The sequence below is a fragment of the Mycolicibacterium alvei genome, from assembly GCF_010727325.1.
GTDB lineage: Bacteria > Actinomycetota > Actinomycetes > Mycobacteriales > Mycobacteriaceae > Mycobacterium > Mycobacterium alvei.
In genome coordinates this window covers 2,299,785-2,324,580 of sequence record NZ_AP022565.1, presented here as the reverse complement: position 1 = coordinate 2,324,580, position 24,796 = coordinate 2,299,785, and the positions used below count along the sequence as shown (strand labels likewise).

Here is a 24,796-nt window from a genome sequence, read left to right as displayed (position 1 = left end):
CCGGCGTTATTGCCTATGAGGGCTGCCGACCCCGTGGCGCCCGGTGGGCGGCGCCGCCGGTTCTACGTGGGTGGGCGTGAAACGGTTGGGGCTCCGGGTGGTGCCTTGCTTCTCGGTGGGCTGCGCCGGCGGCGGCGTCGACGGGGTCGTGGTCGTCGTCGTGGTGGACGGCGTGGTGGTCTCTGGTGCCTTCTCGCCGGTACCGCAAGCGCTGAGCCCGATCATCCCGACGATCGCGGCGGAGGCTGCGGCAGCTGCGAGGCGACGAGTTGATCGACGTGCCCTCATGATTAGTCCTCACTGTCCCCCGCGGACGAAACAGACACAGGCCCTGAAACGGGTCTGCCAGCAAACTCTAACCCAGAGCGCTCCGGCGCGGGCGTCAATTGTGTCTTTCTGATCCGGACCCCAGACGCCCATGCGGGAGAGTCAGCGGTCGGGATCTCCGCGCCACCGGAAACTGTTGACGTATTTTCCCATGTCCAGCGCCAGCTGCAGGTTGGCGCCCGAGGGTTTACTGGCGCCCGAGCCGGGGCCGAATTCCCGATACGGGCCGACGGCCGACGCGATGAGCGCAAGGTCGTTCTTCACCGCCACCAACACCAGTACCCGCATCCGCGTGTAGTTACTTGTGGCGCCCTGCGGCCAGCAGTCGGCGACCAGACCGAAACCGGGGTGGTAGCCGACCATGGCGTTGGGAATTTCGTAGGCGGTCTTGGTATCCGGAAATGTCTTCCTGACCAGAGAATTGGCGATGTCCTCGGCGCCGCGTCCATTCGCCGGCTCGCTGAACAACTGCAGCATCCCGCCGTCCCCGGCCTGGAATTCCGCGGTGACACCGGTCGGGTTGGTGGTGACCTGGTATGCCGACGAGGCGACCGGGTAGGAAACCGAGAAGCTTCCGTCGGGGGCGGTGAATACCGGATTGATCGCCACCGCCTGTCCGGTGGGGGGTCGCCCGCACTCCGGTGGGCACATGTAGCGGACCGGGGGTTCGCTGGTCGCATGTGAGACCCAAGCCAGCACACCGGCAACCAGGGCGATGCCGACGCCCAGGATCGTCAGTACTTTCAGGGCCGAGGTGCCGCGGACAGCCCGGGTTGTGCCGGTGGAAATGGGTACCGCATAGCCGGGGAAGAACGTGCTCATCCGGCATCGGATCCCGGGTCGCGCACCGGCCGGTGCGCGCGGCGCTCTTCGCGGGAGGTGCGCGACGATGCGTGAGTGGCCGCACCGCAGTGGGGGCAGAACGACATGTCGGGCACGACGTGGCCGCAGCGTGCGCAGAAGATCGGTTGGTCGGAGGCGATCTCGTCCTGCGCTTCGTGCAGCAGCGCCAGATGCACACCGACCCTCAACGCCAGCAATGCCATCGCCGACACCGTGAGATGCACCGTCAACTGGAACCATTGCGGAATGCGCGCGACATCGATCAGACCGAGTGCGCAGTAGACGATCAGCACCGCAACGGCACAGGAGAACATCACCAGCCGGACATAACCGACGTGTTTGTCGACCTTGGTGACGGGGCGGGTGAACCACAACGCCGCACCGATCAGGCCTCCGATGGACGCTGCGGTCAAAGGCACTGCGATACCGCGGATCCCGGCCTCGACGAGCAGCCCGGACATCGGGCGGTTGTGCGCCACCATTCCGGTGGTCAACTGTGGTGCCAGTCGGGTCAGGGTGGCCGCCGCCGTGAATGCCGTCGCGCCGAGAGCGCCGATCATGAAGCCGTCCAACGATTCCCGACTGGCGGGCCGGGTCAGCCGCACCGTGACCGCAGGCGCCAGCATCAGGACCGCGCCGCCCAGTGGAATCCCCAAGCCGTTGCGCATGATCCGGAATCCGGTCACCCCGGAACCGAGTGGGACGCCGTAGGACTTGGCCATGACGTGGCCGGTGAGAAGCACCCACCCCACGCCCAGGGCAATTCCGAGCACGATGGTCAGCGCGAGGTCGGCGCGGTGTAGGTCGCGGAAGGCGTCCGACTCGTAGAGGTAGATCAAGAACAGTAAGGGCAGCCCGAGCGCAGCGACCGCGATCAGGGCCGCGGGCAGTCTCAGCAGCGCGCAGACCACCAACCCGGCCAACAGGACCAGCATCGCGATGCGGAACGGGGTGCGGGACTGGTGCGACAGATGAGGGAACAGTGAGCTGGCGATCGACGGGCGCAGCAGGTGCTCATCGGGAGCGACACAGGATGCGCTGAGGCGCAACCATTCCGGTCCGTCGCCTCGCTCCTTGCCGATCGGCACCCCGCACAGCCCGCAGTACTTCCCGTCGGGCACGTCGATCTTGCAGACGCGGCACTCGGTGGTGGGGACGTCGGGGACGTCGGTCATCGGTGTGCCTTCTGCAGGTCAAGAATGTTCTTGGCGAGGTTCTCCACGTCGGGTGTGCCCAGCCCGGTCACCAGGTCGTATCCGGGCGAAGCGGTGGACACCGCGTTGCCGCCGAGGTTGACGTCACGGAAAGCCGGAAGCGGGGCGCCCGAGGCGATCTTGTACAGCAGCGGGTTGAGGTCGCCGAGCGCACGGCCGCCGTTGGCGATCAGGTACTGATTCATCACTGCGGCCATCCCGGCCCACAACGGTGCGGACTGCGATGTGCCGCCTCCCACCAGAACCTGGTTGTCCAGCACGATTTTCACGCCGGTGAAGGGGTCGGCCACTGCGGCCACATCCGGGGTCAGCCGCCGCCCGGCGCTGCCGCCGGGCGCAGACACATCGCGCTGCCACTCGGGGCGGTCGAAGATCGCCGAGACGCCACCGCCGGTGCCCTGTGACAGCGGGACATCGAACCAGGCCTGCTCGGCCAGCCAGCCGCCGTGGGCGTCGGTGGACAGCGTGGTGCCGCCGACACCGGTCATCTCCGGAAGGGAGGCCACCGAGTCCAGGCCGATGTCATCTTCGCCGGGTGCAGAGGACCAGTCCTGTCCGCCTTTGCATTCCAGACCCGCCAGATCGCCGCTGGCGTCGAATGCGGTGGTGCCGTGGGAATGTGCCGTGGACAGGGCCGAGCGGACCGGGGCGAGATCGGCGGCGGTGATCAGCTTGTCGCAGCCCCAACCGATCGAGAAGCTCCACACTGCACCGGGAAACTGCTGGTCCGCGGACTCGAGCATCTTCCCGATCTTCTCGTAGGCGCCGTCACCCTGGACTGTCGGCCGGGCATTGACCACAACCTTCTGTGCATCCGGGGCGATGGCATGGGCGATCTGCAGATCCATGGTGGTCTCGCCGTGTGGGGCACTCGGTTGCCCGCCGACCACGACCGGTGTGAACCTCGGAAGCCCGAAGGTGGTTGCGAAAGTGTCCAGGTCGGCCTGATCGAAGCCGTCGAACGCGAAGAACACGATGGTGGTGCCCTTGCCGGTGAACCCCTGGTCCGCGAGATTGGCGAGGTTGTAGGTGTTGCGCACCCCCTGTGGCGTCAACCCCTGGTCCGGAACATCGGTCGGCAGGTTACGAAGATCCGGCAGCGACATCCGGTACGGCGTATAGCCCAGGATGCGACCGACCCCGGTGACCTCCCCGGACAACCGCTGGGGTATCGACGGCTGCTGTGGTGAAGCGTAGAAATCCTGACCGCGCCGGCCCCGGTAGTCATGGATGTCCACTCCGAAAGCGGTTGCCAGGTCTGCGGACCGGCCTTCGGCGATCGCCCAGGTATCGCCGGGCCGCCACCGGATCGACAGTGAATGCTGCTCGGCCCAGCTGAACAGTTCAGCGGGTCGGGCGGCGCTGTGCAGTGTCATGGTGAGCTGTGCCGAGCTGTACGCGGCTGGTCCGAGATCGGTTGAGGCAGAAAGTAGTTGGGCGTACGGACCGGTGATGTGAGTAGGTCCGTACACCGTGCCGTCCGGGGTGGGCACGGTCCGCAGGTCGGAGACCAGCAGGGCGCTGAACAGGATCACTGCCAGTAACGCCCGCCCGGAGGCGATGTTCATCCCGGCCATGGCGAGCGACCGACTTTCTGCGCTCCGCGTCTAGTTGTCGCCGGGAACCGCGGTCGGGGCCGGAGGCGCCTTCACGCCGGGCGTGAACAGGTTGCCGCCGGTGGGGTTGATCGACTTCTCGGTCGGCTCGATCGGAGGCGGCGGGGCGGGGGTGGCCGGCGTGGTGGTGGTAGTCGTCGTGGTCGGTGTGGTGGTCTCGGGACCCTTCTGCTCCTCGGTGCCGCATGCCGCGGTGAACGAGATCATCCCGATGACTGCCGCGCCGCCCGCGATGACGGTGAGTCGGCGCGTCAACTGCCCTGACTTCATGATGTTGTCCTCACTGTCCCCGTGCTGTCACAGAACTCTGGTCTTCGGCGAATCGCGGTGGATTCCCACCACCTGTAACGCAAAGTCGTGGCCAGTCCCATCCCGAAGTGGGTTCTGGTCAACGAACTCTAACTGAAGGTTCGCCCGGTCGCAGAGCCATTTCGGCCGGTCCCGCGCCCGGGTCGGCGGCTGCCGCCCGCAGCTTGACGCTGTCGGGGGGTGGGTGTTTACTCAAGTGATCGAACGTATATTCGAACACGATGGAATGCGGATGGTGCGGGAGGTGTTGTTGTGACTGTTGCGGCAGAACGTGATTTGCACCTGCTTACCCGCTCTGAACAGGTCGAACACCTCCGTCGCAAGATTGCCTCGGTGTCAGGGAAGGTGGGCCCCGCGCATCGCGGTGCACCCCGGTCAGAAACCGTGATCCCGGCTCCGGAATCTTTGCTGGATCCCTCTGAAACGCTGGTTGAGGCGTTGCCGGAGGGCCTGCCGACGACGCTGCCGCGTGGGTCTGTCGCAGTGGCGGCGGGTGCCCGGTCACTGTCGCTGGGCATGGTGGCGGCGGTGACGGCCGCGGGCGGGCATGCGGTGATCATCGGCCAACCCGATGTCGGCCTGCTGGCCGCGGTGGAGATGGGCGCCGATCTGAGCCGGCTCGCGGTTATCCCCGATCCGGGTGCCGATCCTGTCGAGGTGGCCTCGGTGCTGATGGATGGGATGGATCTGGTGGTGCTCGGGCTGGGTGGACGTTCGGTTCCGCCGAGCCGGGCCAGGGTGATGGTGGCGCGGGCCCGGCAGAAAGGCTGCACCCTGCTGATCGTCGACGGTGACTGGCAGGGCGCATCGGCTCGGCTGGAGGCCCGGGTATGTGGTTATGAGGTGGCCGGTGCCGGCCAGGACATCCCGACGCCCGGACGAGGCCGGATCAGCCGAGTCCGGCTGGCCATGCGTGCCCGGGGACGGGGCATCGGATCATCTTGTGCGGCAGGTGGATAGCTCGTGCCTGCGGATTCCAGGGTGCTGGCCCTCTGGTGCATGGACTGGCCGGCAGTGGCCGCGGCGACGGCGGCAGGTTTGACCTCGACGGTGCCGGTCGCGGTCACTCTGGCCAACCGGGTGATCGCCTGCTCGGCGTCGGCACGTGCGGTCGGGGTCCGGCGCGGCCTGCGCCGGCGCGAGGCTCAGGCCCGGTGTCCGCAACTGCATGTCGTCACCGCCGACCCGGCCAGGGACGCCCGTCATTTCGAGAACGTGACGCTTGCCGTCGACGATCTGGTGCCGCGCGCCGAGGTGCTGCGTCCGGGATTGCTGGTGCTCTCGGTGCGCGGCGCGGCGCGGTACTTCGGATCCGAACCGGTTGCGGCCGAACGATTGATCGACGCCGTCGCCGCGGCGGGGGCCGAATGCCAGGTCGGTATCGCCGATCAACTTTCCACCGCGGTCTTCGCCGCCCGGGCGGGGTGCATCGTCGAACCTGGGAACGATGCACGGTTTCTGTCCGGGTTGTCGATCCGGCAGCTGTCCACCGAACCCGCCCTGGCCGCCCCCGGCCGCGAGGAACTGGCAGACCTGTTGTGGCGGATGGGTATCCGAACTCTCGGGCAGTTCGCCGAGTTGTCCCGCACCGATGTCGCCTCCCGGTTCGGGGCCGACGCGGTGACGGCGCACCGGTTCGCCTGCGGGGAGCCGGACCGGGGTCCCTCCGGACGAGATCCGGCCACCGAACTCGATGCGGTGATGAACTGTGACCCGCCGATCGAAAGGGTGGACGCGGCAGCCTTCGCCGGACGGTCCCTGGCCGGTGATCTGCACCGTCATCTGGAGGCGTCCGGGGTGGGCTGTACCCGGTTGGCCATCCACGCCCTCACCGCCAACGGTGAAGAGCTGGAACGGGTCTGGCGGTGTGCCGAGCCACTGACCGAGGATGCCACCGCCGACCGGGTGCGTTGGCAGCTGGACGGCTGGCTGAACCGCCGCACCATTGATCGGCCTAGTGCGCCCCTCGTCATGCTGCGCCTGCGCCCGGTGGAGGTGGTCTCGGCATCGGCGCTGCAATTGCCGTTGTGGGGCGGGCTGGGGGAGGAGGATCGGCTGCGGGCCCGGCGCGCGCTGTTGCGGGTGCAGGGGCTGCTCGGCCCGGAAGCGGTACAGGTTCCGGTGCTCAGTGGAGGGCGCGGTCCTGCCGAGCGCATTACCCTCACGCCGTTGGGAGACGAGCCGGTGCCGCGAGCCGACCCGCGCCAGCCCTGGCCCGGCCAGTTGCCCGAGCCCTCACCGACCGTACTGCTCGATGACCCGGTGGAATTGCTTGATGTGCAAGGAAATCCGGTCCGGGTCACCAGCCGTGGGTTGTTCTCGGCCGATCCGGCGCAGCTGGCCGGCGCCGGCCGCCGTGACGGCAGGCTGCGCTGGTGGGCGGGGCCGTGGCCGGTCGACGAGCGGTGGTGGGATCCGGAGAATCGGGGAGCCGGGCGCACGGCGCGGGCCCAGGTGCTGCTGGGCTCTGGAGACCGGGACGAAGACGATCTCGCTCTGCTGCTGTGTTACCGGCAGCGCCGGTGGTATCTGGAGGGCGCCTATGAATGAGGCACGGTCAGCTCAGGCGCTGCGCGAACTCCCCGACCCGGTTGATGAACCGGTCGAAGAACACCGTCGGGTCGACCTCGGTGCCGACGAGGGCATTGGGTGGACGGCCCCAGTGTCCGCGCCAGTCGGCCACCGTCATGCCGCGGGTCAGGGTGCCGCTCAGCTCGACATCGACCGTGGTTTCCCGGTAGCTCACCAACTCCGGGTCCAGCGCGACCGCGGCGGCCAGCGGATCGTGCAGATGCGCCAGATACCCGTCGCCGGTGTCGAAGTGGAACTCGAAGTAGAACCGCATGGCGTCCTCCAGGACGCGGATCAACGGGTTGTCCGCCGAAGACCGCGTACCCCGCTCGTCGAGCACGCTCATCGGCGCCGACGGTGACCCGGCCGCGGCCGCAAGTCGGTTCAGTAACGCAGGTGTCATCGCGATGTTCTCGGTGAGGTTGAGGCCCAGCATGATTGGCATATGGGTGGCATCACCGAGATCCCAGGCGGCGTTCCAGCCGCCGAACACCTCGGCGGCAGATTCGGGGTCGACGCTGATGTTCCACTCCGACACCGGTGTGGTGTTGCCTCGGTAGTCGAAGGCCCCGCCCATGATCACCAGGCGGCGCAGCAGCTTGGGCAGGCTGGGTTCGGCGCGCATGGCCAGTGCCAGGTTGGTCAGCGGCCCGGTGGCCAACCCGATCAATTCACCCGGGTGCGCGCGTGCGGCGCGGACCCAGGCCTGCGCGGCGTCGTGCGCGGTGAGTAGTCGGTCGCTGTCGGGCAACTGCGCGTATCCCAGGCCCTGTGGCCCGTGAGTGTCCTCGGCCGTGCGCAACGGTGCGACCAACGGGCGCTCGGCCCCCTTGGAGACCGGGATCCCGGTCACCCCGCACAGCTCCAGCAGACCCAGGTTGTTGGTGCAGACCTGTTGTACCGGAACATTTCCCGCGGTCGAGGCGATACCGACCACCTCGGCTTCCGGGCTGGCCAGCAGATACGCCAGCGCCATCGCGTCGTCGACACCGGTGTCGACGTCGGCGAACACGGGCGCTGGCGGTGTCGTCACGACACCAACGATAGGACCGAATCGGCTACCAGTGCACGCCGGGCACCAACCGCACCGCCCGCTTGACCGGGCGGGCGACCGCACGCGGGAACCGCAGGGTGCGGACGCTGCGGACCGGTCGCTTCGGCTGCCGCTGGGTCGGTTCGCCTGTCGTCCCCTGCGGGCTCTCGCCGATCTGACCCTGCGCGGCCGCGGAGTCCGGATAGCCCAGATACAGCTGATGCAGAACGCGGCGGGACAGTTTCGGGGTCAGGTAATGACCGAAATCGGCGACGGTGCCCAGCGGGGTGTCGATCCGGGCCGGTTTGTCGACCAGGCCGCGCACCACCATGGCCGCGGCATGTTCGGCCGAGATCGGCGGTACGGGGTTGAGCTTGCGCGACGGCGCGATCATCGGCGTCTTCACCAGGGGCATATGAATATTGGTGAAAGTGACGTGATCCGAGAGCGTTTCGGTGCCGACCACCTCGGAGAAGGCGTCGAGTGCGGCCTTGGACGGGAGGTAGGCACTGTACTTCGGGCTGTTGGCCTGCACACCCGCACTGGACACGTTGACCACGTGGCCGAACCGGCGCTCGCGCCAGTGCGGCAGCAGCGCCAGCACCATGCGTACCGAGCCGAAGTAGTTGACCGCCATGACCCGTTCGTAGTCGTGCAGGCGGTCCGTCGAGTTCACCACCGACCGGCGGATGGACCGACCGGCGTTGTTCACCAGATAGTCGACATGGCCGAACCGGCCGAGGATGTCCTTGACGGTGTGCTCGACCGATGCCGAATCGGTGACGTCGCAGGTGAATGCGTGAATTTCTCCGCCGGCCTGGCCGCCGGAGGAACGGATCTCGGCGACCAGGTCGTCGAGCGCCTCACCGTTGCGGGCCAGCGCGAAGACACAGGCGCCGCGTTCTGCGACCGCGATGGCCGAAGCCCGGCCGATACCGCTGGAGGCGCCGGTGATGATGACGTGCTTGCCGACCAGGGGGCCGGCCGGATCGTCGCGCCGGGCCCGGTCGGGATCGAGCTGCTGGGCCCAGTAGCGCCACAGTTTCGGTGCGTACGTGCAGAATTCGGGAACCGAGATCCCGGTACCGCGCAGCGCGGCGGTGGTGTTGTCCGCGGTGAAGGTCGGCCGCAGCTCGGCCACGTCGAGCACCTCGCCGGGGATGCCCAGCTGGGTGGCGACGATGTTGCGCACCGCCTTGACCCGCCCCCGCGCCTGCAGGACCGGTGCCGCGGTGGCTCGTGGCAGTGACCCGCGCAGCGGAGGCAGTCCGGCCTCGCCGGCCACCCCGCGGTAGATGTCGCGCAGTCCGATGGTCTTCGGCGCGGTGAGGTGGAAGGTCTCACCGTCCTTGCCTTCGACGTGCATGAGCGCGACCATCGCGTCGACCACGAAGTCCACCGGCACCACGTTGGTCCGGCCGGAGTCGGGCAGCATCATCGGCGTGAACTTCGGCAGCGCCGCCAGCCGTGCCAGCACGCCGAAGAAGTAGTACGGCCCGTCGACCTTGTCCATCTCGCCGGTCTGCGAATCGCCGACCACGACGGCCGGTCGGTACACCCGGTAGCGCAGGCCCGGTGTCGAGCGCACCAGCAGTTCGGCCTCGAACTTGGTCTGGTGATACGGCGTGGGCAGATCCTGGGCGACGTCGAAATCGTCCTCGGTGAACACACCCCGGTGGTTGCCGGCCACCGCGATCGAGGACACGTGGTGCAACGTGGCGTCCAGGCGCCGGGCCAGCTCGATCACCGCGCGAGTGCCCTCCACATTCGCGGCCCGTTGCTCGGATTCACCGATCGTCATGTCGTAGATGGCCGCGCAGTGCACCACATGCGAGACGTCACCCAACTCGGCGATATCGGCGTCGGACAGTCCGAGACCTGCCTCGGTCAGGTCGCCGACCAGCGGTTTCACTCGCTCATCCCAGTTCTGGGCCAGCTGCTCGAACCGTGTCAGCGACTCACGGCGTACCAGCACCCACACCTCGGCGCCGGGTTCGCGGGACAGGATCCGGGTGATCACTCGGCGGCCAATAAACCCGGTACCGCCGGTAACGACATAACGCATGCGAGCCATCGTGGCCCTAGATCGGGCAAACGTCAACAAGGGCGTTCGACTCAACTATCGTCGGCACGCATGCCCCTCAATCCGGACGCCGTTGGCGAGACCACCGATCCGATTCCGTTCGAATGGACCGACCGCGACACCCTGCTGTACGCCCTCGGCGTCGGCGCGGGCACCGATGATCTCGCCTTCACCACCGAGAACAGCCATGAGATCGAACAGCAGGTGCTGCCGACCTATGCGGTGATCGCCTGCTCGGCCTTCCCGGCGGCGCTCAAGATCGGCACCTTCAACTTCGGCATGCTGCTGCACGGTTCCCAGGAGATCCGGCTGCATCGGCCGCTGCCCCCGTCCGGAAAGCTCAGCGTGGTCTCCGAGGTCGCCGACATCCAGGACAAGGGTGAGGGCAAGAACGCGGTGGTCATGCTCAGGGGCATCGGCACCGATCCGGCCAGCGGCGAGGTCGTCGCGGAAACCCTTACCACCGTGGTGATTCGGGGCGAAGGCGGATTCGGCGGGCAGCCCGGGCAGCGCCCGGTGGCACCGCAGATTCCCGACCGTGAACCCGACGCCCGGGTGGCGCTGCCCACCCGTGAGGATCAGGCGCTGATCTACCGGCTGTCCGGGGACCGCAACCCGCTGCACAGCGATCCGTGGTTCGCGCAGAATCTCGCCGGGTTCCCGAAGCCGATCCTGCACGGCCTGTGCACCTACGGGGTGGCCGGGCGCGCGCTGGTCGCCGAACTCGGTGGCGGCGACGCCACGAAGGTCCATGCGGTGGCAGCGCGGTTCAGTTCGCCGGTGTTCCCGGGCGAGATGTTGACCACGTCGATCTGGCGTACCGAACCGGGGCGGGCGGTGTTCCGCACCGAGGCTGCCGGGCCCGACGGTGCCGACGCCCGACTGGTGCTGGACGACGGTGTCGCCGAGTACTCCGACTGATCCGCCGGTCGCGGAAATTTCCTCCGAAGCCCTGCACACCGCGGGGTGGATTGACAGGATCGAACCACTACGGTCGCACGGCTAGGTGCGGGATGGGTGGTGGCAGGTGACGCAGGTAAGCCTGGTCGTTGGGTATCTGGCCACCCCCGGTGGCGCCGATGCGCTGGCGTTGGCGGTTCGGTTCGCCCGCACGTTGGCCGCTGAGATCCACATCTGCATCGTGCTGCCGCCCGACAACGCGCCGCCGGGCAGTGTTCCCAAAGGCGGTTACGAGGAATTACTGGCCGGGCAGGCGCAGGGTTGGCTGGATGACGCCCTGGCCCTGGTACCCGACGACGTTGTGGCGCACACGCATCTGAGCTTCGACGAGTCGTTCACCGACGGTCTGATCCGCGAGGCGCTGCGACTGCAGGCGATCGCGATCGTGGTCGGCGGTGCCGGCGGGGGGCTGGTCGGCAGTTACTCCCTGGGATCGGTGGTCAACGAGTTGTTGCACTCTTCACCGGTGCCGGTCGCGGTGGCGCCGCGCGGAACCCGCGATTCCAAAGTTGAGCGGGTACATGAAATCACCTGCGCCCTAGGCCAACGTCAAGGTTCGGATCTGTTGCTCGCCACTGCGGTGCGGGCCAGTCGGGTTGCGGGCATTCCGCTGCGATTGGTGTCGCTGGTCGCGCTCGATCCGACTTTCGGCTCGCTGCGGGGCGACAGTGAGGCCGTGCGGACCCACGCGCTCGAGCATGCCGAACGGACCTTGGCGGCCGCCAAAGATGAACTCCCCGAAGATTTTCCGGTGACCTCCACCATCGTGAACGGTCCCAGTGTCGAGGCCGCCGTCGAACAGCTGGGCTGGGATGACGGCGACATCATCATGGTCGGATCCAGTCGGCTCAGCGCACCGCGGCGGATCTTCCTCGGTTCCACCGCGGCCAAGATGTTGCGCGTATTGGACGTGCCGATGGTTGTGGTGCCCCGGGATGAACTCACAGACGGCGAGGATCACTCATGACCGAGTCGGTATCGGAATCCGCGTCGCATCAGAAGCTCGAAGCCGCCGAACACTCTGCCGGGCTGGTCTCCAAGGGACTGGCCGCCGGCAAGGTCGGCACGTTCTCCGGGGCGATCCTCGGAATCTCGTGTGTGGCACCCGGATACACACTGACCGCGAGTATCGGGTTGATCGTGGCGGCCGTCGGACTCAAGATGCCGGCGATCTTCATCGCCGGGTTCATCCCGATGTTCCTGACCGCCTACGCCTACCGCGAACTGAACTCGCGCGCACCCGACTGCGGGGCATCGTTCACCTGGTCCACCAAGGCATTCGGCCCGTATGTCGGCTGGATGTGCGGGTGGGGCATGGTGATGGCCTCGATCATCGTGCTGTCCAACCTCGCTGCGATCGCCGTCGAGTTCTTCTACCTGTTCATCGCTCGGGTGACCAACCAGCACTCGATCGCCGAGCTCGCCGGCAACAAGGCCATCAACATCGCCACCACGCTGGTGTTCCTGGCCATCGCCACCGCCATCGCGAGCCGCGGCATCACCACCAGCGAACGGGTGCAGTACGTATTGGTCGGATTCCAGATGATGGTGCTACTGGCGTTCGCGGTGATGGCGTTCGTGCACGTGGGCCGCGGGGATGCACCGGCCGGGCTGTCCTTCGACCCGGACTGGTTCAACCCGTTCAGCGGGCTGGCGTTGAGTGCCTTCGTGATTGGCGTGACCGGGTCGATCTTCGCGTTCTGGGGTTGGGACACCTGCCTGACGCTGGGGGAGGAGTCCAAGGATCCGACGAAGGTGCCGGGCCGGGCCGGGCTGTTGTGTGTGCTGTCCATCCTGGCGACGTATCTGCTTATCGCGGTCGCGGTGATGATGTATGCCGGCGTCGGTGAAGCCGACCTGGGACTGGGCAATCCGGACAACGCCGAGAACGTGTTCGCGGCGTTGGCCGATCCGGTGCTCGGCACGTGGGCAGGGCCGCTGCTGTTCCTGGCGATCCTGGCCTCGTCGGTGGCCAGCCTGCAGACCACGTTCCTGCCCGCCGCCCGGGCGATGCTGGCGATGGGCGCCTACAAGGCGTTCCCGCCACGCTTTGCCGAGGTCAGCCCGCGCTACCTGGTGCCGGTATTCGCAACCGTCACCGCCGGGGTGGTCACCGGGGTGTTCTACACCGCGGTGAGCCTGCTGTCGGAGAGCGCACTGCTGGATACCATTGCGGCCCTTGGCATCATGATCTGCTGGTACTACGGCATCACGGCGTTTGCGTGTGTCTGGTACTTCCGCCGTGAGCTGTTCGCCAACGCCCAGAACATGGTGTTCAAGTTCCTGTTCCCCCTGCTCGGCGGAATCGTGCTGGCCGCGGTGTTCGTCATCTCGATCGGCGAGAGCATGGACCCGGACAACGCCAGCGGGGCCGCGGTCGGCGGCATCGGCCTGGTGTTCTACATCGGCTTCGGCGTGCTGATCCTCGGTGCCGTGCTGATGATGATCTGGCGGTCTCGCAGCCCCGAGTTTTTCCGGGGCCAGACACTGCGGCACGACACGCCGTCACTCGTCGAGTAGCGGCTGCCGAAACGCCGAGTCAGCCGGCGGCGTTGCCGATACCGGACTTGCCCGGATTGTGGGCAATGTGAAGTGGATCGAGCAGATCCCACACCGTCGCGACGGCCTGGACCTTCAGATCGGCGGCCGGACCCTCCAGGTTGATCACGTCGGCGACGAGGTCGTAGCCGTAGTACACGAACGATCCCGGCGGGGTGGTCTTGATCAACTCGTTGATGATGGTCTGCCTGGCATCCAGGGCGGCTGCATCGTTGCCGACTGCGGGAGCCAGGTTGGTCACGATCTTGCCGATCGGGATGACGGCGTTGACCCACGGGATCATCTGGCTACCCCGGTAGATCTGTTCGGTCGCCTCACGCACGAGGGGATCGAGCTCATTGGGTGAGGCATCCATCAGTGCGTTCCGGAGATCCATGATCGGCTGGGGGATATCCGTCGGCTCCGGATCGTTGCCGCGGAACGGGTTGGGATCCCATGCCGGGCCATCGTCCGCGGTGTCGGCCTGGGCCTGTACTGCGCGCGGCGCGACGGTCTCGGTGTCCGGCGTGTCGGCCACTACCGGCGCCGGTTTGGGTGCCGCCGCCTGCTTGGGAGTGAACAGGTCCTTGAGCTTGGCGACCTCGCCGGCCTCGAATTCCTCGGCGCTGGGCTTCGGCTTGGGCTTGACCGCCTCCGGCTTGGCGGGTCTTGCGTCCTGTACGGCCTTGTTGACGCGTGCGGCCGCTTTCTCGATCGTGTCGGCCTGCTTGTCGAGGGTGTCCTTGAAGACGTTGTCCTTGAACGTGGACAAAGGCTTGGGGCGCTTGGTCTCGCCGGCCTTGGTCTCACCGCGTTTGGGTCCGGCGTTGACGTGCTGGGATGTGCTGCTGGTCGAGTCCTTGGCCGCGCCGTCGGTCGAATCAGCGTGGGCGGTGCCCTGTCCGGCCACGGCGATCGCCGCCCCGACTCCGGCCGCCACCGCGACACCACCGACGTAGCCGATGTACCTGGTTGATGCTGACGTCGATGCCATTGCCCGTCCTCTCACAGCCGATCCCCAGCCCAGCAGCATCGTAGGGGGCGGCGGCGTGGTCGGCATCACGAGGTACGCACCCCATTCAACTTCGAACAAACGTTCGATATGCTGAAGTGGTGAGTTGGCACAACGGGCCGCCGAGCTGGTCGGAGATGGAGCGGGTGCTGACCGGCAAGCCGCGCCGTTCCGGCCTGCCGTTGGAGCTCGCGGGCGACGGTGGGGACAGCCCGGCCTGGTCGCGTAAGCGCGGCACCTATCAGCCGCCGGAGCTCGACCGGTCGCGAACGTCGATCCGCTATGCCGAACTGCACACGCACAGCGCCTACAGCTTCCTCGACGGTGCGAGCACCCCGGAGGAGTTGGTCGAGGAGGCGGCCCGGCTGAACCTGCGGGCCATCGCGCTGACCGATCACGACGGGCTCTACGGCGTGGTCCGGTTCGCCGAGGCGGCCAGGGAGCTGGATCTGGCCACGGTATTCGGCGCCGAGTTGTCGCTGGGGAACATTCCCCGCACCGAGGATCCCGATCCGCCCGGCCCGCATCTGCTGGTCCTGGCCCGCGGGCCGGAAGGGTACCGGCGGTTGTCCCGAGAGATTGCCAAGGCGCACCTGGCCGGTGGTGAGAAGGGTAAACCCCGTTACGACTTCGACGGCCTCGCCGAAGCTGCCGGCGGGCACTGGCACATCCTCACGGGCTGTCGTAAAGGTCATGTCCGCCAGGCACTTTCAGAAGGTGGGCCGGAAGCTGCCGCCGCCGCGCTGGTCGATCTGGTGGATCGCTTCGGAGCCGGCCGGGTCAGCGTCGAGCTCACCCATCACGGCCATCCGTGTGACGACGAGCGCAATGCCACCCTGGCCGGACTGGCTCAGCGGTTCGGGCTACCGGTGGTGGCGACCACCGGCGCGCACTTCGCTGCACCCGACCGGGGTCGACTGGCCATGGCGATGGCGGCGATCCGGGCCCGCAACTCGATGGACACCGCAGCGGGGTGGCTGGCCCCGTTCGGCGGGTCTCACCTGCGCTCGGGGGAGGAGATGGCCCAGCGGTTCGGCATCGAGATCGTTTCGGCTGCAGCCGATCTCGGTGAGCAGTGCGCCTTCGGGCTGGCACTCATCGCCCCGCAGTTACCACCGTTCGACGTCCCGGCCGGGCATACCGAGGACAGCTGGCTGCGCGAGTTGGTGATGGCCGGGGCTGCCGAGCGGTACGGGCCCGTCGACAACGCAGGCAAGGCCTATGCGCAGATCGAACACGAACTGCGGATCATCGAGCAGCTGAAGTTCCCCGGCTATTTCCTGGTGGTGCACGACATCACCCGGTTCTGCCGGGACAACGACATCCTGTGCCAGGGCAGGGGATCGGCGGCCAACTCGGCGGTCTGCTACGCGCTCAAGGTCACCAACGTCGACCCGATTGCCAACGAGCTGCTGTTCGAACGGTTCTTGTCCCCGGCCCGTGACGGGCCGCCCGACATCGACATCGACATCGAGTCGGACCTGCGCGAGAACGTCATTCAGTACGTCTACGAGCGTTACGGTCGTGACTACGCTGCGCAGGTCGCCAACGTCATCACCTACCGCGGCCGCAGTGCCGTCCGCGACATGGCCCGGGCACTGGGTTTCTCCCAGGGGCAGCAGGACGCCTGGAGTAAGCAGCTCAGCCGGTGGAGCGGTCGCCCCGACTCGCCGGAGGCGGAAGGTATCCCGCAGCAGGTGATCGAGCTGGCCACCCAGATCGCCAATCTGCCAAGACATCTCGGCATCCATTCCGGCGGCATGGTGATCTGTGACCGCCCCATCGCCGACGTGTGCCCGGTGGAGTGGGCCCGCATGGCCAACCGCAGCATCCTGCAGTGGGACAAGGACGACTGTGCGGCGATCGGTTTGGTGAAGTTCGACCTGCTCGGCCTCGGCATGCTCTCGGCGCTGCACTATGCCATCGACATGCTTGCCGAGCACAAGGGCATCACCGTCGACCTGGCCAAGCTGGATCTGGCCGAACCGGCGGTCTACGAGATGCTGCAGAGAGCCGACTCGGTCGGGGTGTTCCAGGTGGAGTCCCGGGCGCAGATGGCCACCCTGCCCCGGCTCAAACCCAGAGAGTTCTACGACCTGGTGGTGGAGGTGGCGCTGATCCGGCCCGGCCCGATCCAGGGTGGCTCGGTGCATCCCTATATCCGTCGCCGCAACGGTCTGGAGGAAGTCACCTACGACCATCCGTCGATGGAATCCGCGCTGAAGAAAACTCTGGGCATCCCGCTTTTCCAGGAGCAGCTGATGCAATTGGCAGTCGACTGTGCGGGTTTCACCGCGGCCGAGGCCGACCAACTGCGCCGGGCCATGGGATCGAAACGCTCCACCGAGAAGATGCGACGGCTGCGCAACCGGTTCTACGACGGCATGGCCGAACTCCACGGCATCACCGGCGAGGTGGCCGAGCGGATCTACGAGAAGCTGGAGGCTTTCGCCAATTTCGGTTTCCCGGAGAGTCATTCGTTGAGCTTCGCGTCGCTGGTGTTCTATTCGTCGTGGTTCAAACTGCATCATCCGGCGGTGTTCTGCGCGGCCCTGTTGCGGGCCCAGCCGATGGGGTTCTATTCGCCGCAGTCCCTGGTCGCCGACGCGCGTAGGCACGGGGTGGCGGTGCACGGTCCCGATGTCAACGCCAGCCTGGCCTACGCGACGTGCGAGAACCGTGGCATGGACGTGCGGCTGGGCCTGGGCAGTGTCCGCCACATCGGTGACGAGTTGGCGGGGCGGTTGGTCGACGAACGAGATGCCAACGGGCCGTTCGGAACCCTGATCGACCTGACCAACCGGGTGCAGCTGTCGGTGCCCCAGACCGAGGCCCTGGCCACCGCCGGTGCGTTGAGTTGTTTCGGGATCAGCCGACGCGAGGCGCTGTGGGCGGCGGGCGCGGCGGCCACCCAGCGGCCGGACCGACTGCCGGGGGTGGGGTCCTCCTCGCACGTGCCGCCGCTACCCGGGATGAGCGCACTGGAGTTGGCGGCCGCCGACGTGTGGGCCACCGGCATCTCACCGGACAGCTATCCCACCCAGTATCTGCGCGCCGACCTCGATGCGCTGGGCGTGATTCCCGCCGACAGATTGCTGGAGGTCATGGATGGGACCCGAATCCTGGTTGCCGGAGCGGTGACTCACCGCCAGCGTCCGGCGACCGCGCAGGGGGTGACTTTCATGAACCTGGAAGATGAGACCGGGATGGTCAACGTGCTGTGCGCCCCGGGGGTGTGGGCGCGCTACCGCAAGCTGGCGCAGACAGCTCCGGCACTGGTGGTCCGCGGCATCGTGCAGAACGCGAGCGGTGCGGTCACCGTGCTCGCCGACCGGATGAGCCCGGTCGAGCTGAGGGTCGGGTCCCGGTCGCGAGACTTCCGCTGAGGCTCAAGCCGGATTCAGCGCTCCGCACTGGTAGCCGGATTCAGCGCTTCCGCACTGGTAGCCGGATCAGCGCTGGACGCGGTGGTGTTGTCCCGGAGCCCGGACCGCAGCAGCGACCACGCCAGTCGCCGCGCGGCGGTGGCCCGCTCGTGCAGCAACCGCTGGACGGCGGGGATGGGGTTGGTCTCCGGGATGCGACCCTCGATCACGTCGGCATGCAGATCCTCGGCGACCTGAATCGCCATCAGCACCGCATCGTTGACCCGGTGCAGTGCATCCTGAAGGCGGTCGTCCTGGCTGAGCAGGTGGGCGTTGTCGAGCTCGACCGAAACGTCGCTCACCACCTGGCTGATCTGCTCGAAGAGGGCGTTCATCGCGGTTTCCCGCTCGTCGTGGTCCGGGTTGCGCAGTTGAGTCGCACCTTCGGTCCACAGCGTCGCGAGCATCCGGGTGTGTGCACCCACCGCACGCGACACCTCGATCATCGCCTGCTTCTGCAGCTGATCGAGCAGGTTGTCGCGTTCGGTGCGGGCGAGTTCCCGCTGGGCCACCAGTTCGGCATCGTGCAGTTTCTGCTGTGACTCCATCTGGGCCCGATGCCATTTCTGGGTCAGGGCGAGTTCCAGTGCCGAACGCTCGTCGGCAGCCGCCAGCTCACGCCGCAGGCGCTCGTCGGCCCGGGCGATGTCGTACTTCGCCTGCCGCTGGATGGTCAGGGTCAGCCACATCGTCACCATCACGACGACGAAGACGACGGCACCGAAGAACCACTCGGCCTTGCTGCCGAGTTCGCCCGGAATGAAGAGCAGAAAACAGATGATGGCCAGGCCGCCCAGGCCGCCGCATACCAACCATCCGATGCTGGTCCTGGCGCCGGACGAGGTCGCTTTCGGGGCCGTGTTCTGATCCACCGCAGCCACAAGCATCGGCTCGGTCACCTCGCCCACCTGGCCGTAGTTCGGCGGGGCGCCCCCTGAAGACTCAGCGGCCCTTGTCGATTCAGTTAGTCCGGCCATGTCGACCTCCTGTCGGCCAAGCCTGCCACCGTGCCGGCGTTCAGAGTAGGGCCATCCTCGGCAGCGGCTGCTACCGGCCGGTGGCCGCCGCATCCGCATACCTTGTTTTCATTCATTCTTCAAGTGCCCCTAGCGATGACGCGCCGCCCCGAAACCGCTAGTGTCATCGGCGTGCTCACCTGAGCGGCGGTAGAGCGGACCCGGTGGGTCCGGGCACCGGCCGCTCATTTCCATTGATCTGTTCGCTTGAGAATTGAGGGCCCATGGGACAAAACGCGACGCTGGAAGGTGATTCGGCGGTCATCGTCAGTCTGTCGGAAGCGGCAATGCACATGTATTCCGCCGCTATCGATGCACTGCCCTTCCCCGAGGACAAGAAGTTCCACAAGCGCGCCGACGTGGTCCTGTCCGGCCTGCGCAAGCTGCGTGCCTCGCTCGCTGAGGCGGCCAGCAGCAGCCGGCCTTCACCTGCGGTCATCGTGGCGCTCAGCGGGGTTCGCCAGCGGTATGACTCGCTGATGGCCCACGCCGCGTCGGCCCCGGGTTCCTCTCTGGGACAGCAGATCTACGTCACCCGCATCCACGCCAAGCTGTCGGCCCAGGAAGTGGCCAACGGTGCCGGCCTGCGTGACGGACTGCTGGACCAACTCGAGGCAGGCGCAACGCCGACGGACGCCGAGGCGGCAAAGATCCGCGACACGATCGCAGCGCTCGGAGGGTTGCCCGGCGACGATCACGGCATCCATGCCGTCCCGGCCTCTGCCGGCTACGGGTCGTCCGACGAGTCGCAGGCCAACGGCTGGGAACCCGTGCTGGTCTCTGACACTGCCGGCTGAGAACCTCGCGTGCCGTCGCGGATCAGGCGGCGGCGTGCAACCTTCATCGGTTAGCTGAGTTGTACTGCGGCGCACGATGATTAGAAGCTCCCCAGCAAACTGCTGGGGAGCTTCTCGCCGTTTCCGGCGGGGCCGGTTGTAGTCTCGCGACATGACAGCCGAACCAGCCCTGAACTTGACCGTCGATGAACTCCTCACCACGACGCGGTCGGTGCGCAAACGCCTCGACTTCGAGAAGCCGGTGTCGCGCGAGGTGCTCATGGAGTGTCTCGACCTGGCGCTTCAGGCCCCGACCGGGTCGAATGCGCAAGGCTGGCAATGGGTTTTCGTCGAGGACCCGGCAAAGAAAAAGGCCTTGGCCGACATCTACCGGGCCAACGCCAACCCATATCTGGATCTACCCAAGCCGGAGCGCGGCGACATCCGCGACCAGCAGATGGATGCGGTGACAAGCTCGGCCAGGTACCTCACCGACAACTTCGAGAAGGCGCCGGTGCTGATGGTGCCGTGCCTTGAGGGCCGTCCCGACGGTGCGCCCGCCGGAATGAGCGCGTCGTTCTGGGGATCGGTGCTGCCCGCGGTGTGGAGCTTCATGTTGGCGCTGCGGTCGCGGGGTCTGGGGTCGGCCTGGACGACGCTGCACCTGCTCGGCGACGGCGAGAAGCAGGCCGCCGAACTGCTGGGCATTCCGTTCGACCGGTACGCCCAGGCGGGCCTGTTCCCGATCGCCTACACCGTGGGCACCGATTTCAAGAAGGCCAAGCGGCTTCCTGCCGAGCAGTTCTCGCACTGGGACAGTTGGTGAGCCAGGGGCGCCGGATGCCACTGGTGTAATCGTGAAGCCGCTGTATGAACACTCTGTGAGATTCGGGCGTGGGGCGCATGGCGCCCCACGCCCGCGGCGTAACTAGACGCCGCCGGCGAACCCGTGTTGACGCCATGCCTCATAGGCGGCGACGGCAGCCGCATTCGACAAATTCAGTGACCGCCTGCCGGCGAGCATCGGAATACGTACCTGAGCGGTGATATTGGGATCGGCCAGAGTTTCTGCGTCCAGTCCGGTGGGTTCCGGGCCGAACATCAGCACATCGCCCGGTTGGTAGGAGACGTCGGTGAACGAGGTCGACGCGTGCGCGGTGAACGCGTACACCCGCCCCGGCATCAAGGCGCGCCAGGCCGCTGCCAGATCAGCGTGCACCGTCACCGATGCCAGGTCGTGGTAGTCCAGACCGGCCCGGCGCAGCTTGGGTTCGGACAGGTCGAAACCCAGCGGCTCGACCAGATGCAGCTCGCACCCGGTGCCGGCCACCATCCTGATCGCATTACCGGTGTTGGGTGCGATGCGGGGAGAAAAGAACATCACCCGGAACATCAGTCGATGATCGTATGGCGACCCGCCTTGTGACGAATCGGGACGCAAATGCGGCCGTGAAATCCGTCCCCAAATCCGAGTGCGAAAATCAGCGCGCGATCCGGCAAGGATGTTGTTGTTTGCTCGATTACCACACAACTGCGCTACAGCTCGGTCACGAACTCTGTCTGTTCAGTAAGAATTGTGGAAACGCTTGCGAGCTGCTGTCATACTCGTGCAATTGCCAAGGCGCTTGACGCCCGCCCCAGCGTGGGCGGAAACAGCAGGAAGTCTTATGAAAAACGCCCCACGAGTAAATTGCGGCCACGCAGCAGGTAGTGCGGTTGGGTGCCGATGACTGCCTTTACGCAGCTGAAACAGGCTGACGGCACCCTCGTCGAATTCTCCCCAACGCCATCGACTCCGGCCAAGCGTCCTTCCCGCTGGTCACCGGCCAACTGGCCGGTCAACCGGAAAGTCCTTGCCATCGTCATCGTGCCGTTGATCCTGGCCGCGACGTTCGGTGGGTTGCGCATCTATGCCAGTGCCGGCGCGGCCGGAGATCTCCGGTTGGCCGCCGACCGGGCCGAATTGATTCCGCACATCGACGACTACATGGCGGCGATGGAGGGCGTTCTCATCGCAGCTACTGAGGGCGGCGATGGGCAGGCTGCGATGTCCACGTTCGATAAGCGGAAATCTGATCTTCAGCAACGCCTGGAAGCCACCGATGCAGCCGAAGATGTCGGCCAGGCGGTCGGCAGCCTGCTCGGTAAGGGGTCGGAACTGGTCGACGCGGTGATGTCGAACTCGATCGACCTGCGTCAGCGCATCCTCGACTACGGCCCGCTGCTGCTGACCGGGGAAGCTGCCATCACCGGTTCTGTGCACAGCAACCAGCAGTCGCTTCAGGCCCAGGTCGAGGCGCTGGCCCGGGCGGTCGGTGCCCGCGGGCAGATGGCTATTCAGCAGATGCTCGTCACCGCCGGCGGCGCCGAGCCGGAACCGTTGCTCCGCACCTCGATGATCACGATGGCCGGTACCGAACCGTCCACGGTCGCGGCACTCACCAAGGTGCTGGGAGGTGGCTCCGAGGAGGCGGCCACACTGCGCGCCGAGATGGTCAAGCGCATGGCGATGATGTCCAACCCGGGGGTTCCGCTGGTCGGTAACGCGGACATGCTGGCCTCGTTGCAGGCCACCGACACGATCGCCGGGCAGATCATCGAGAACACCACCGCGTCGATTCCGGCCGCGGTCGAGGCTCAGGCCAACGATGCCCGCAACGACGCGATCCGTGACGCGATCCTGGTCGCGACCGCGATCATCAGCGCCATCGTCATCGTGTTGTTGGTGGCCCGCTCGCTGGTGCGCCCGCTTCGGACGCTTCGGGACAGCGCCCTGCGGGTGGCTCACCAGGATCTGGCCACGGAGATCGAACGGGTCCGCGCCGGTGGCGAGCTGGTCCCGGTGACCCCGATCCCGGTCCAGACCACCGAAGAGATCGGTCAGGTGGCCCATGCTGTCGACGAGCTGCACGAGCAGGCGGTATTCCTCGCCGGTGAGCAGGCTCAGCTGCAATTGCAGGTCTCGGACATGTTCGAGACCTTGTCGCGGCGTAGCCGGTCCCTGGTCGACCAGCAGTTGTCGCTGATCGACCAGCTGGAACGCAACGAGGACGACCCCCAGCGCCTGGAGAGCTTGTTCCGGCTCGACCACCTGGCTGCCCGCATGCGTCGGAACGGGGCCAACCTGTTGGTGCTGTCCGGGTCGAAGCTGGCACGCGAGCACAGCCGGCCGGTCCAGCTGGCGACCGTCATCAACGCCGCTGCCTCGGAAGTCGAGGATTACACGCGCGTGGTCACCGCGTCGGTGGCCGACGTCGAGATCACCGGTTCGGTGGCCGGCGACCTGATCCACCTCCTGGCCGAGCTGCTCGACAATGCGCTGCGCTACTCACCGCCGATCTCGCAGGTGCGGGTGTCGGCCGTGCATGCGGCCAAGGGGGCGTTGGTGATCGAGGTCAGCGACGTCGGCCTGGGCATGACCGAAGCGGACCTGCGGGTCGCCAACACCCGTCTGCAATCCGGTGGTGAGGTCAACCCCTACACCGCGCGTCACATGGGTCTGTACGTGGTCGGGCGGCTGGCCACCCAGCACGGTCTGGTGGTGCGGCTGCGCAGCACCGTCGCCGAAGAACCGAGCTCGGGCACCACGGCGGGGGTGTACATCCCGGCCACGCTTCTGGCCCGCGACGGTGGCGATGTCGTCGAGGACCTTCCGTACGGCAGGCCTGTCGACGCCCACGCCGGGATCGCCACGGCGCTGTCGTCGGACGCCGATCCCACTCATGGCTCGGACCTCGGATCCGGGCCGGACGAATCCCACCTCAACGGCGGCGAGGTGCCGTTCGACCTGCTGCCGCAGCGCAGTCCGGGCGCCAGCGGTATCTCGGAACTGCCCGGCACGCTCGCCCCGCAACCGGAGCCGGCGGCTGAGGTTCCGGTCGAGGAGCCCGCGGACGAGCCGGTCAGTGAGTGGCCGCAGCAGTGGCCGGTGCACACCGAGGAAAGTGCGGCCCTGGCCAAGGGACAAGCCGCCGCGGCGGCGGACACCGCACCCGTCGACGAGTCCGGACGTCCGTCGCCGACCAACACCTCGTCGTTCTTCGCCTCGCGCGGGCAGGCCGCCACCCACGGTGTCAACGGTGCCGGTGATCTCAACGGACACAGTGCGCCGAACGGTCACAGCGACCTCAACGGTGTCAACGGTGTACACGTTCCGGCCGATGATCCCGGTGAACCGGAAGAACCGGCGGAATCCGCGCCGGACCGGGCCGAAAGCCAGGAGGTCGAGGGCGACTCGATCTATCAGTCGATGATCTCGGAATTCGAGATCGACCCGACGACCCACGTGCGCAGCGCCGACCTGGACTGGAAGACGGTCTGGGAGAAGGGGTGGTCGGTGGCCGCCGCGGCGCAGGACGCGCCCGTGGACCAGCGCACCGAAGAGGGCCTGCCGATGCGTACGCCGGGTGCCCGCCTGGTGCCGGGCGGTGTTGCCGCGGTAGTCGCGGCATCCGCCGACGCCGAGGGGCGTCACCGCAACGGCGGAGTGCACCGCAACGACGACGGCTCGGAGACGGTAGCATCGGCAGACGAACCTGACAGCGGCATGTTCGCGGCGTTCACACCGCGTGATCCTGAGGCCGTCCGGGCGAGCACCAGCAACCTTTTCGGAGGCGTGCACGCCGGGCGATCGCGTGCCCGTGAGACCAGAGGAACCGATAACGAATGACGCGTCCGACGCAGCGCGACTCCCTGGACTGGCTCGTGTCCAAGTTCGCCCGCGAGGTATCCGGGGTGTCCCACGCGGTGCTGGTCTCGGCCGACGGACTGCTGATGGCTGCCAGCGAACACATGCCGCTCGAACGGGCCGATCAGCTCGCCGCGGTCGCCTCCGGTCTGGCCAGCCTGGCCACCGGTGCCTCCCAGTTGTTCAACGGCGGTCATGTGATGCAGTCGGTGGTCGAGATGGAGAACGGCTACCTGCTGTTGATGCGGGTCGGTGACGGCTCCAACCTCGCGACGCTGACTGCTCCTTCATGTGACATCGGGCAGGTCGGCTACGAGATGGCCATTCTGGTCGAGCGGGTCGGCGCGGTGGTGCAGTCTTCGCGCCGTACGCCGCAGCCGTCCTGA

Annotated in this window: 20 protein-coding genes; 10 read left to right on the top strand and 10 right to left on the bottom strand. The window is 67.0% G+C overall.

Features of this window, described 5'->3' with window-relative positions; translation table 11 throughout:
- Positions 1-6 precede the first annotated feature (6 nt).
- From G6N44_RS11180 to G6N44_RS11160, 5 genes are all read right to left on the bottom strand, one after another.
- A complete protein-coding gene (locus tag G6N44_RS11180; RefSeq protein WP_235683002.1) occupies positions 7-288 on the bottom strand; it encodes a hypothetical protein in 282 nt (93 codons plus the stop codon).
- Positions 289-429: 141 nt separating this feature from the next.
- The gene (locus G6N44_RS11175) at positions 430-1,149 is read right to left on the bottom strand and encodes a hypothetical protein (protein ID WP_163663947.1); all 720 of its coding nucleotides are present in this window, start codon (positions 1,147-1,149) and stop codon (positions 430-432) included.
- Positions 1,146-2,345: a zinc ribbon domain-containing protein gene (locus tag G6N44_RS11170; protein WP_163663945.1), complete on the bottom strand. Its 1,200-nt coding sequence runs from the start codon at positions 2,343-2,345 to the stop codon at positions 1,146-1,148. The genes G6N44_RS11175 and G6N44_RS11170 overlap by 4 nt, the downstream gene beginning before the upstream one ends.
- A complete protein-coding gene (locus G6N44_RS11165) occupies positions 2,342-3,952 on the bottom strand; it encodes a S53 family peptidase (RefSeq protein WP_170309445.1) in 1,611 nt (536 codons plus the stop codon). The genes G6N44_RS11170 and G6N44_RS11165 overlap by 4 nt, the downstream gene beginning before the upstream one ends.
- A gap of 39 nt (positions 3,953-3,991) precedes the next feature.
- Complete coding sequence (locus G6N44_RS11160; RefSeq protein ID WP_163663941.1) at positions 3,992-4,270, bottom strand: hypothetical protein; 279 nt, start codon at positions 4,268-4,270, stop codon at positions 3,992-3,994.
- Positions 4,271-4,561: 291 nt separating this feature from the next.
- Between G6N44_RS11160 and G6N44_RS11155 the strand changes: the two genes are divergently transcribed.
- Together G6N44_RS11155 and G6N44_RS11150 are read left to right on the top strand one after the other, a co-directional pair.
- A complete protein-coding gene (locus G6N44_RS11155) occupies positions 4,562-5,269 on the top strand; it encodes a DnaE2-dependent mutagenesis accessory factor ImuA' (RefSeq protein WP_163663938.1) in 708 nt (235 codons plus the stop codon).
- A gap of 39 nt (positions 5,270-5,308) precedes the next feature.
- Positions 5,309-6,859, top strand: coding sequence for a DNA polymerase Y family protein (locus tag G6N44_RS11150; protein ID WP_179964569.1), 1,551 nt, complete (start codon positions 5,309-5,311; stop codon positions 6,857-6,859).
- Between the two features lie 7 nt (positions 6,860-6,866).
- Here G6N44_RS11150 and G6N44_RS11145 read toward each other — a convergent pair whose 3' ends face one another.
- Positions 6,867-7,856, bottom strand: a complete 990-nt coding sequence (locus tag G6N44_RS11145) for a nucleoside hydrolase (protein ID WP_235683072.1) — start codon at positions 7,854-7,856, stop codon at positions 6,867-6,869.
- A gap of 82 nt (positions 7,857-7,938) precedes the next feature.
- Positions 7,939-9,978 carry an SDR family oxidoreductase gene (locus G6N44_RS11140; protein ID WP_179964512.1) on the bottom strand — a complete coding sequence of 680 codons (2,040 nt, stop codon included), beginning with the start codon at positions 9,976-9,978 and terminating at the stop codon, positions 7,939-7,941.
- Between the two features lie 69 nt (positions 9,979-10,047).
- On the opposite strand from G6N44_RS11140, the gene G6N44_RS11135 reads away from it, so the two are divergent.
- From G6N44_RS11135 to G6N44_RS11125, 3 genes are all read left to right on the top strand, one after another.
- The gene (locus G6N44_RS11135; RefSeq protein ID WP_163663936.1) at positions 10,048-10,917 is read left to right on the top strand and encodes a MaoC family dehydratase; all 870 of its coding nucleotides are present in this window, start codon (positions 10,048-10,050) and stop codon (positions 10,915-10,917) included.
- A gap of 106 nt (positions 10,918-11,023) precedes the next feature.
- On the top strand, positions 11,024-11,923 hold the full coding sequence (locus G6N44_RS11130; protein ID WP_163663935.1) for a universal stress protein: 900 nt from the start codon (positions 11,024-11,026) through the stop codon (positions 11,921-11,923).
- Positions 11,920-13,476, top strand: coding sequence for an APC family permease (locus G6N44_RS11125; RefSeq protein WP_163663934.1), 1,557 nt, complete (start codon positions 11,920-11,922; stop codon positions 13,474-13,476). The genes G6N44_RS11130 and G6N44_RS11125 overlap by 4 nt, the downstream gene beginning before the upstream one ends.
- 19 nt (positions 13,477-13,495) lie before the next feature.
- Here G6N44_RS11125 and G6N44_RS11120 read toward each other — a convergent pair whose 3' ends face one another.
- Positions 13,496-14,488 carry a hypothetical protein gene (locus tag G6N44_RS11120; protein ID WP_163663933.1) on the bottom strand — a complete coding sequence of 331 codons (993 nt, stop codon included), beginning with the start codon at positions 14,486-14,488 and terminating at the stop codon, positions 13,496-13,498.
- 119 nt (positions 14,489-14,607) lie between these two features.
- Here G6N44_RS11120 and G6N44_RS11115 point away from each other — a divergent pair, with 119 nt between their 5' ends.
- On the top strand, positions 14,608-17,892 hold the full coding sequence (locus G6N44_RS11115; protein WP_163663932.1) for an error-prone DNA polymerase: 3,285 nt from the start codon (positions 14,608-14,610) through the stop codon (positions 17,890-17,892).
- 14 nt (positions 17,893-17,906) lie between these two features.
- Here the strand turns inward: G6N44_RS11115 and G6N44_RS11110 are convergent, their stop codons facing one another.
- Positions 17,907-18,908, bottom strand: coding sequence for a hypothetical protein (locus G6N44_RS11110; protein ID WP_235683001.1), 1,002 nt, complete (start codon positions 18,906-18,908; stop codon positions 17,907-17,909).
- Positions 18,909-19,171: 263 nt separating this feature from the next.
- On the opposite strand from G6N44_RS11110, the gene G6N44_RS11105 reads away from it, so the two are divergent.
- Both G6N44_RS11105 and G6N44_RS11100 read left to right on the top strand, forming a co-directional pair.
- Positions 19,172-19,744 (top strand): XRE family transcriptional regulator, encoded by a 573-nt coding sequence (locus G6N44_RS11105; protein WP_163663931.1) that lies wholly within the window; start codon positions 19,172-19,174, stop codon positions 19,742-19,744.
- A 151-nt stretch (positions 19,745-19,895) separates the two neighbouring features.
- Positions 19,896-20,549 carry a nitroreductase family protein gene (locus G6N44_RS11100; protein WP_163663929.1) on the top strand — a complete coding sequence of 218 codons (654 nt, stop codon included), beginning with the start codon at positions 19,896-19,898 and terminating at the stop codon, positions 20,547-20,549.
- Between the two features lie 102 nt (positions 20,550-20,651).
- On the opposite strand, the gene G6N44_RS11095 is transcribed toward G6N44_RS11100, so the two are convergent.
- On the bottom strand, positions 20,652-21,116 hold the full coding sequence (locus tag G6N44_RS11095; protein ID WP_163663927.1) for a tRNA (cytidine(34)-2'-O)-methyltransferase: 465 nt from the start codon (positions 21,114-21,116) through the stop codon (positions 20,652-20,654).
- A 333-nt stretch (positions 21,117-21,449) separates the two neighbouring features.
- Here G6N44_RS11095 and G6N44_RS11090 point away from each other — a divergent pair, with 333 nt between their 5' ends.
- Positions 21,450-24,392: an ATP-binding protein gene (locus G6N44_RS11090; protein ID WP_163663925.1), complete on the top strand. Its 2,943-nt coding sequence runs from the start codon at positions 21,450-21,452 to the stop codon at positions 24,390-24,392.
- The gene (locus tag G6N44_RS11085) at positions 24,389-24,796 is read left to right on the top strand and encodes a roadblock/LC7 domain-containing protein (protein WP_163663923.1); all 408 of its coding nucleotides are present in this window, start codon (positions 24,389-24,391) and stop codon (positions 24,794-24,796) included. Before G6N44_RS11090 ends, G6N44_RS11085 begins: the two co-directional genes overlap by 4 nt.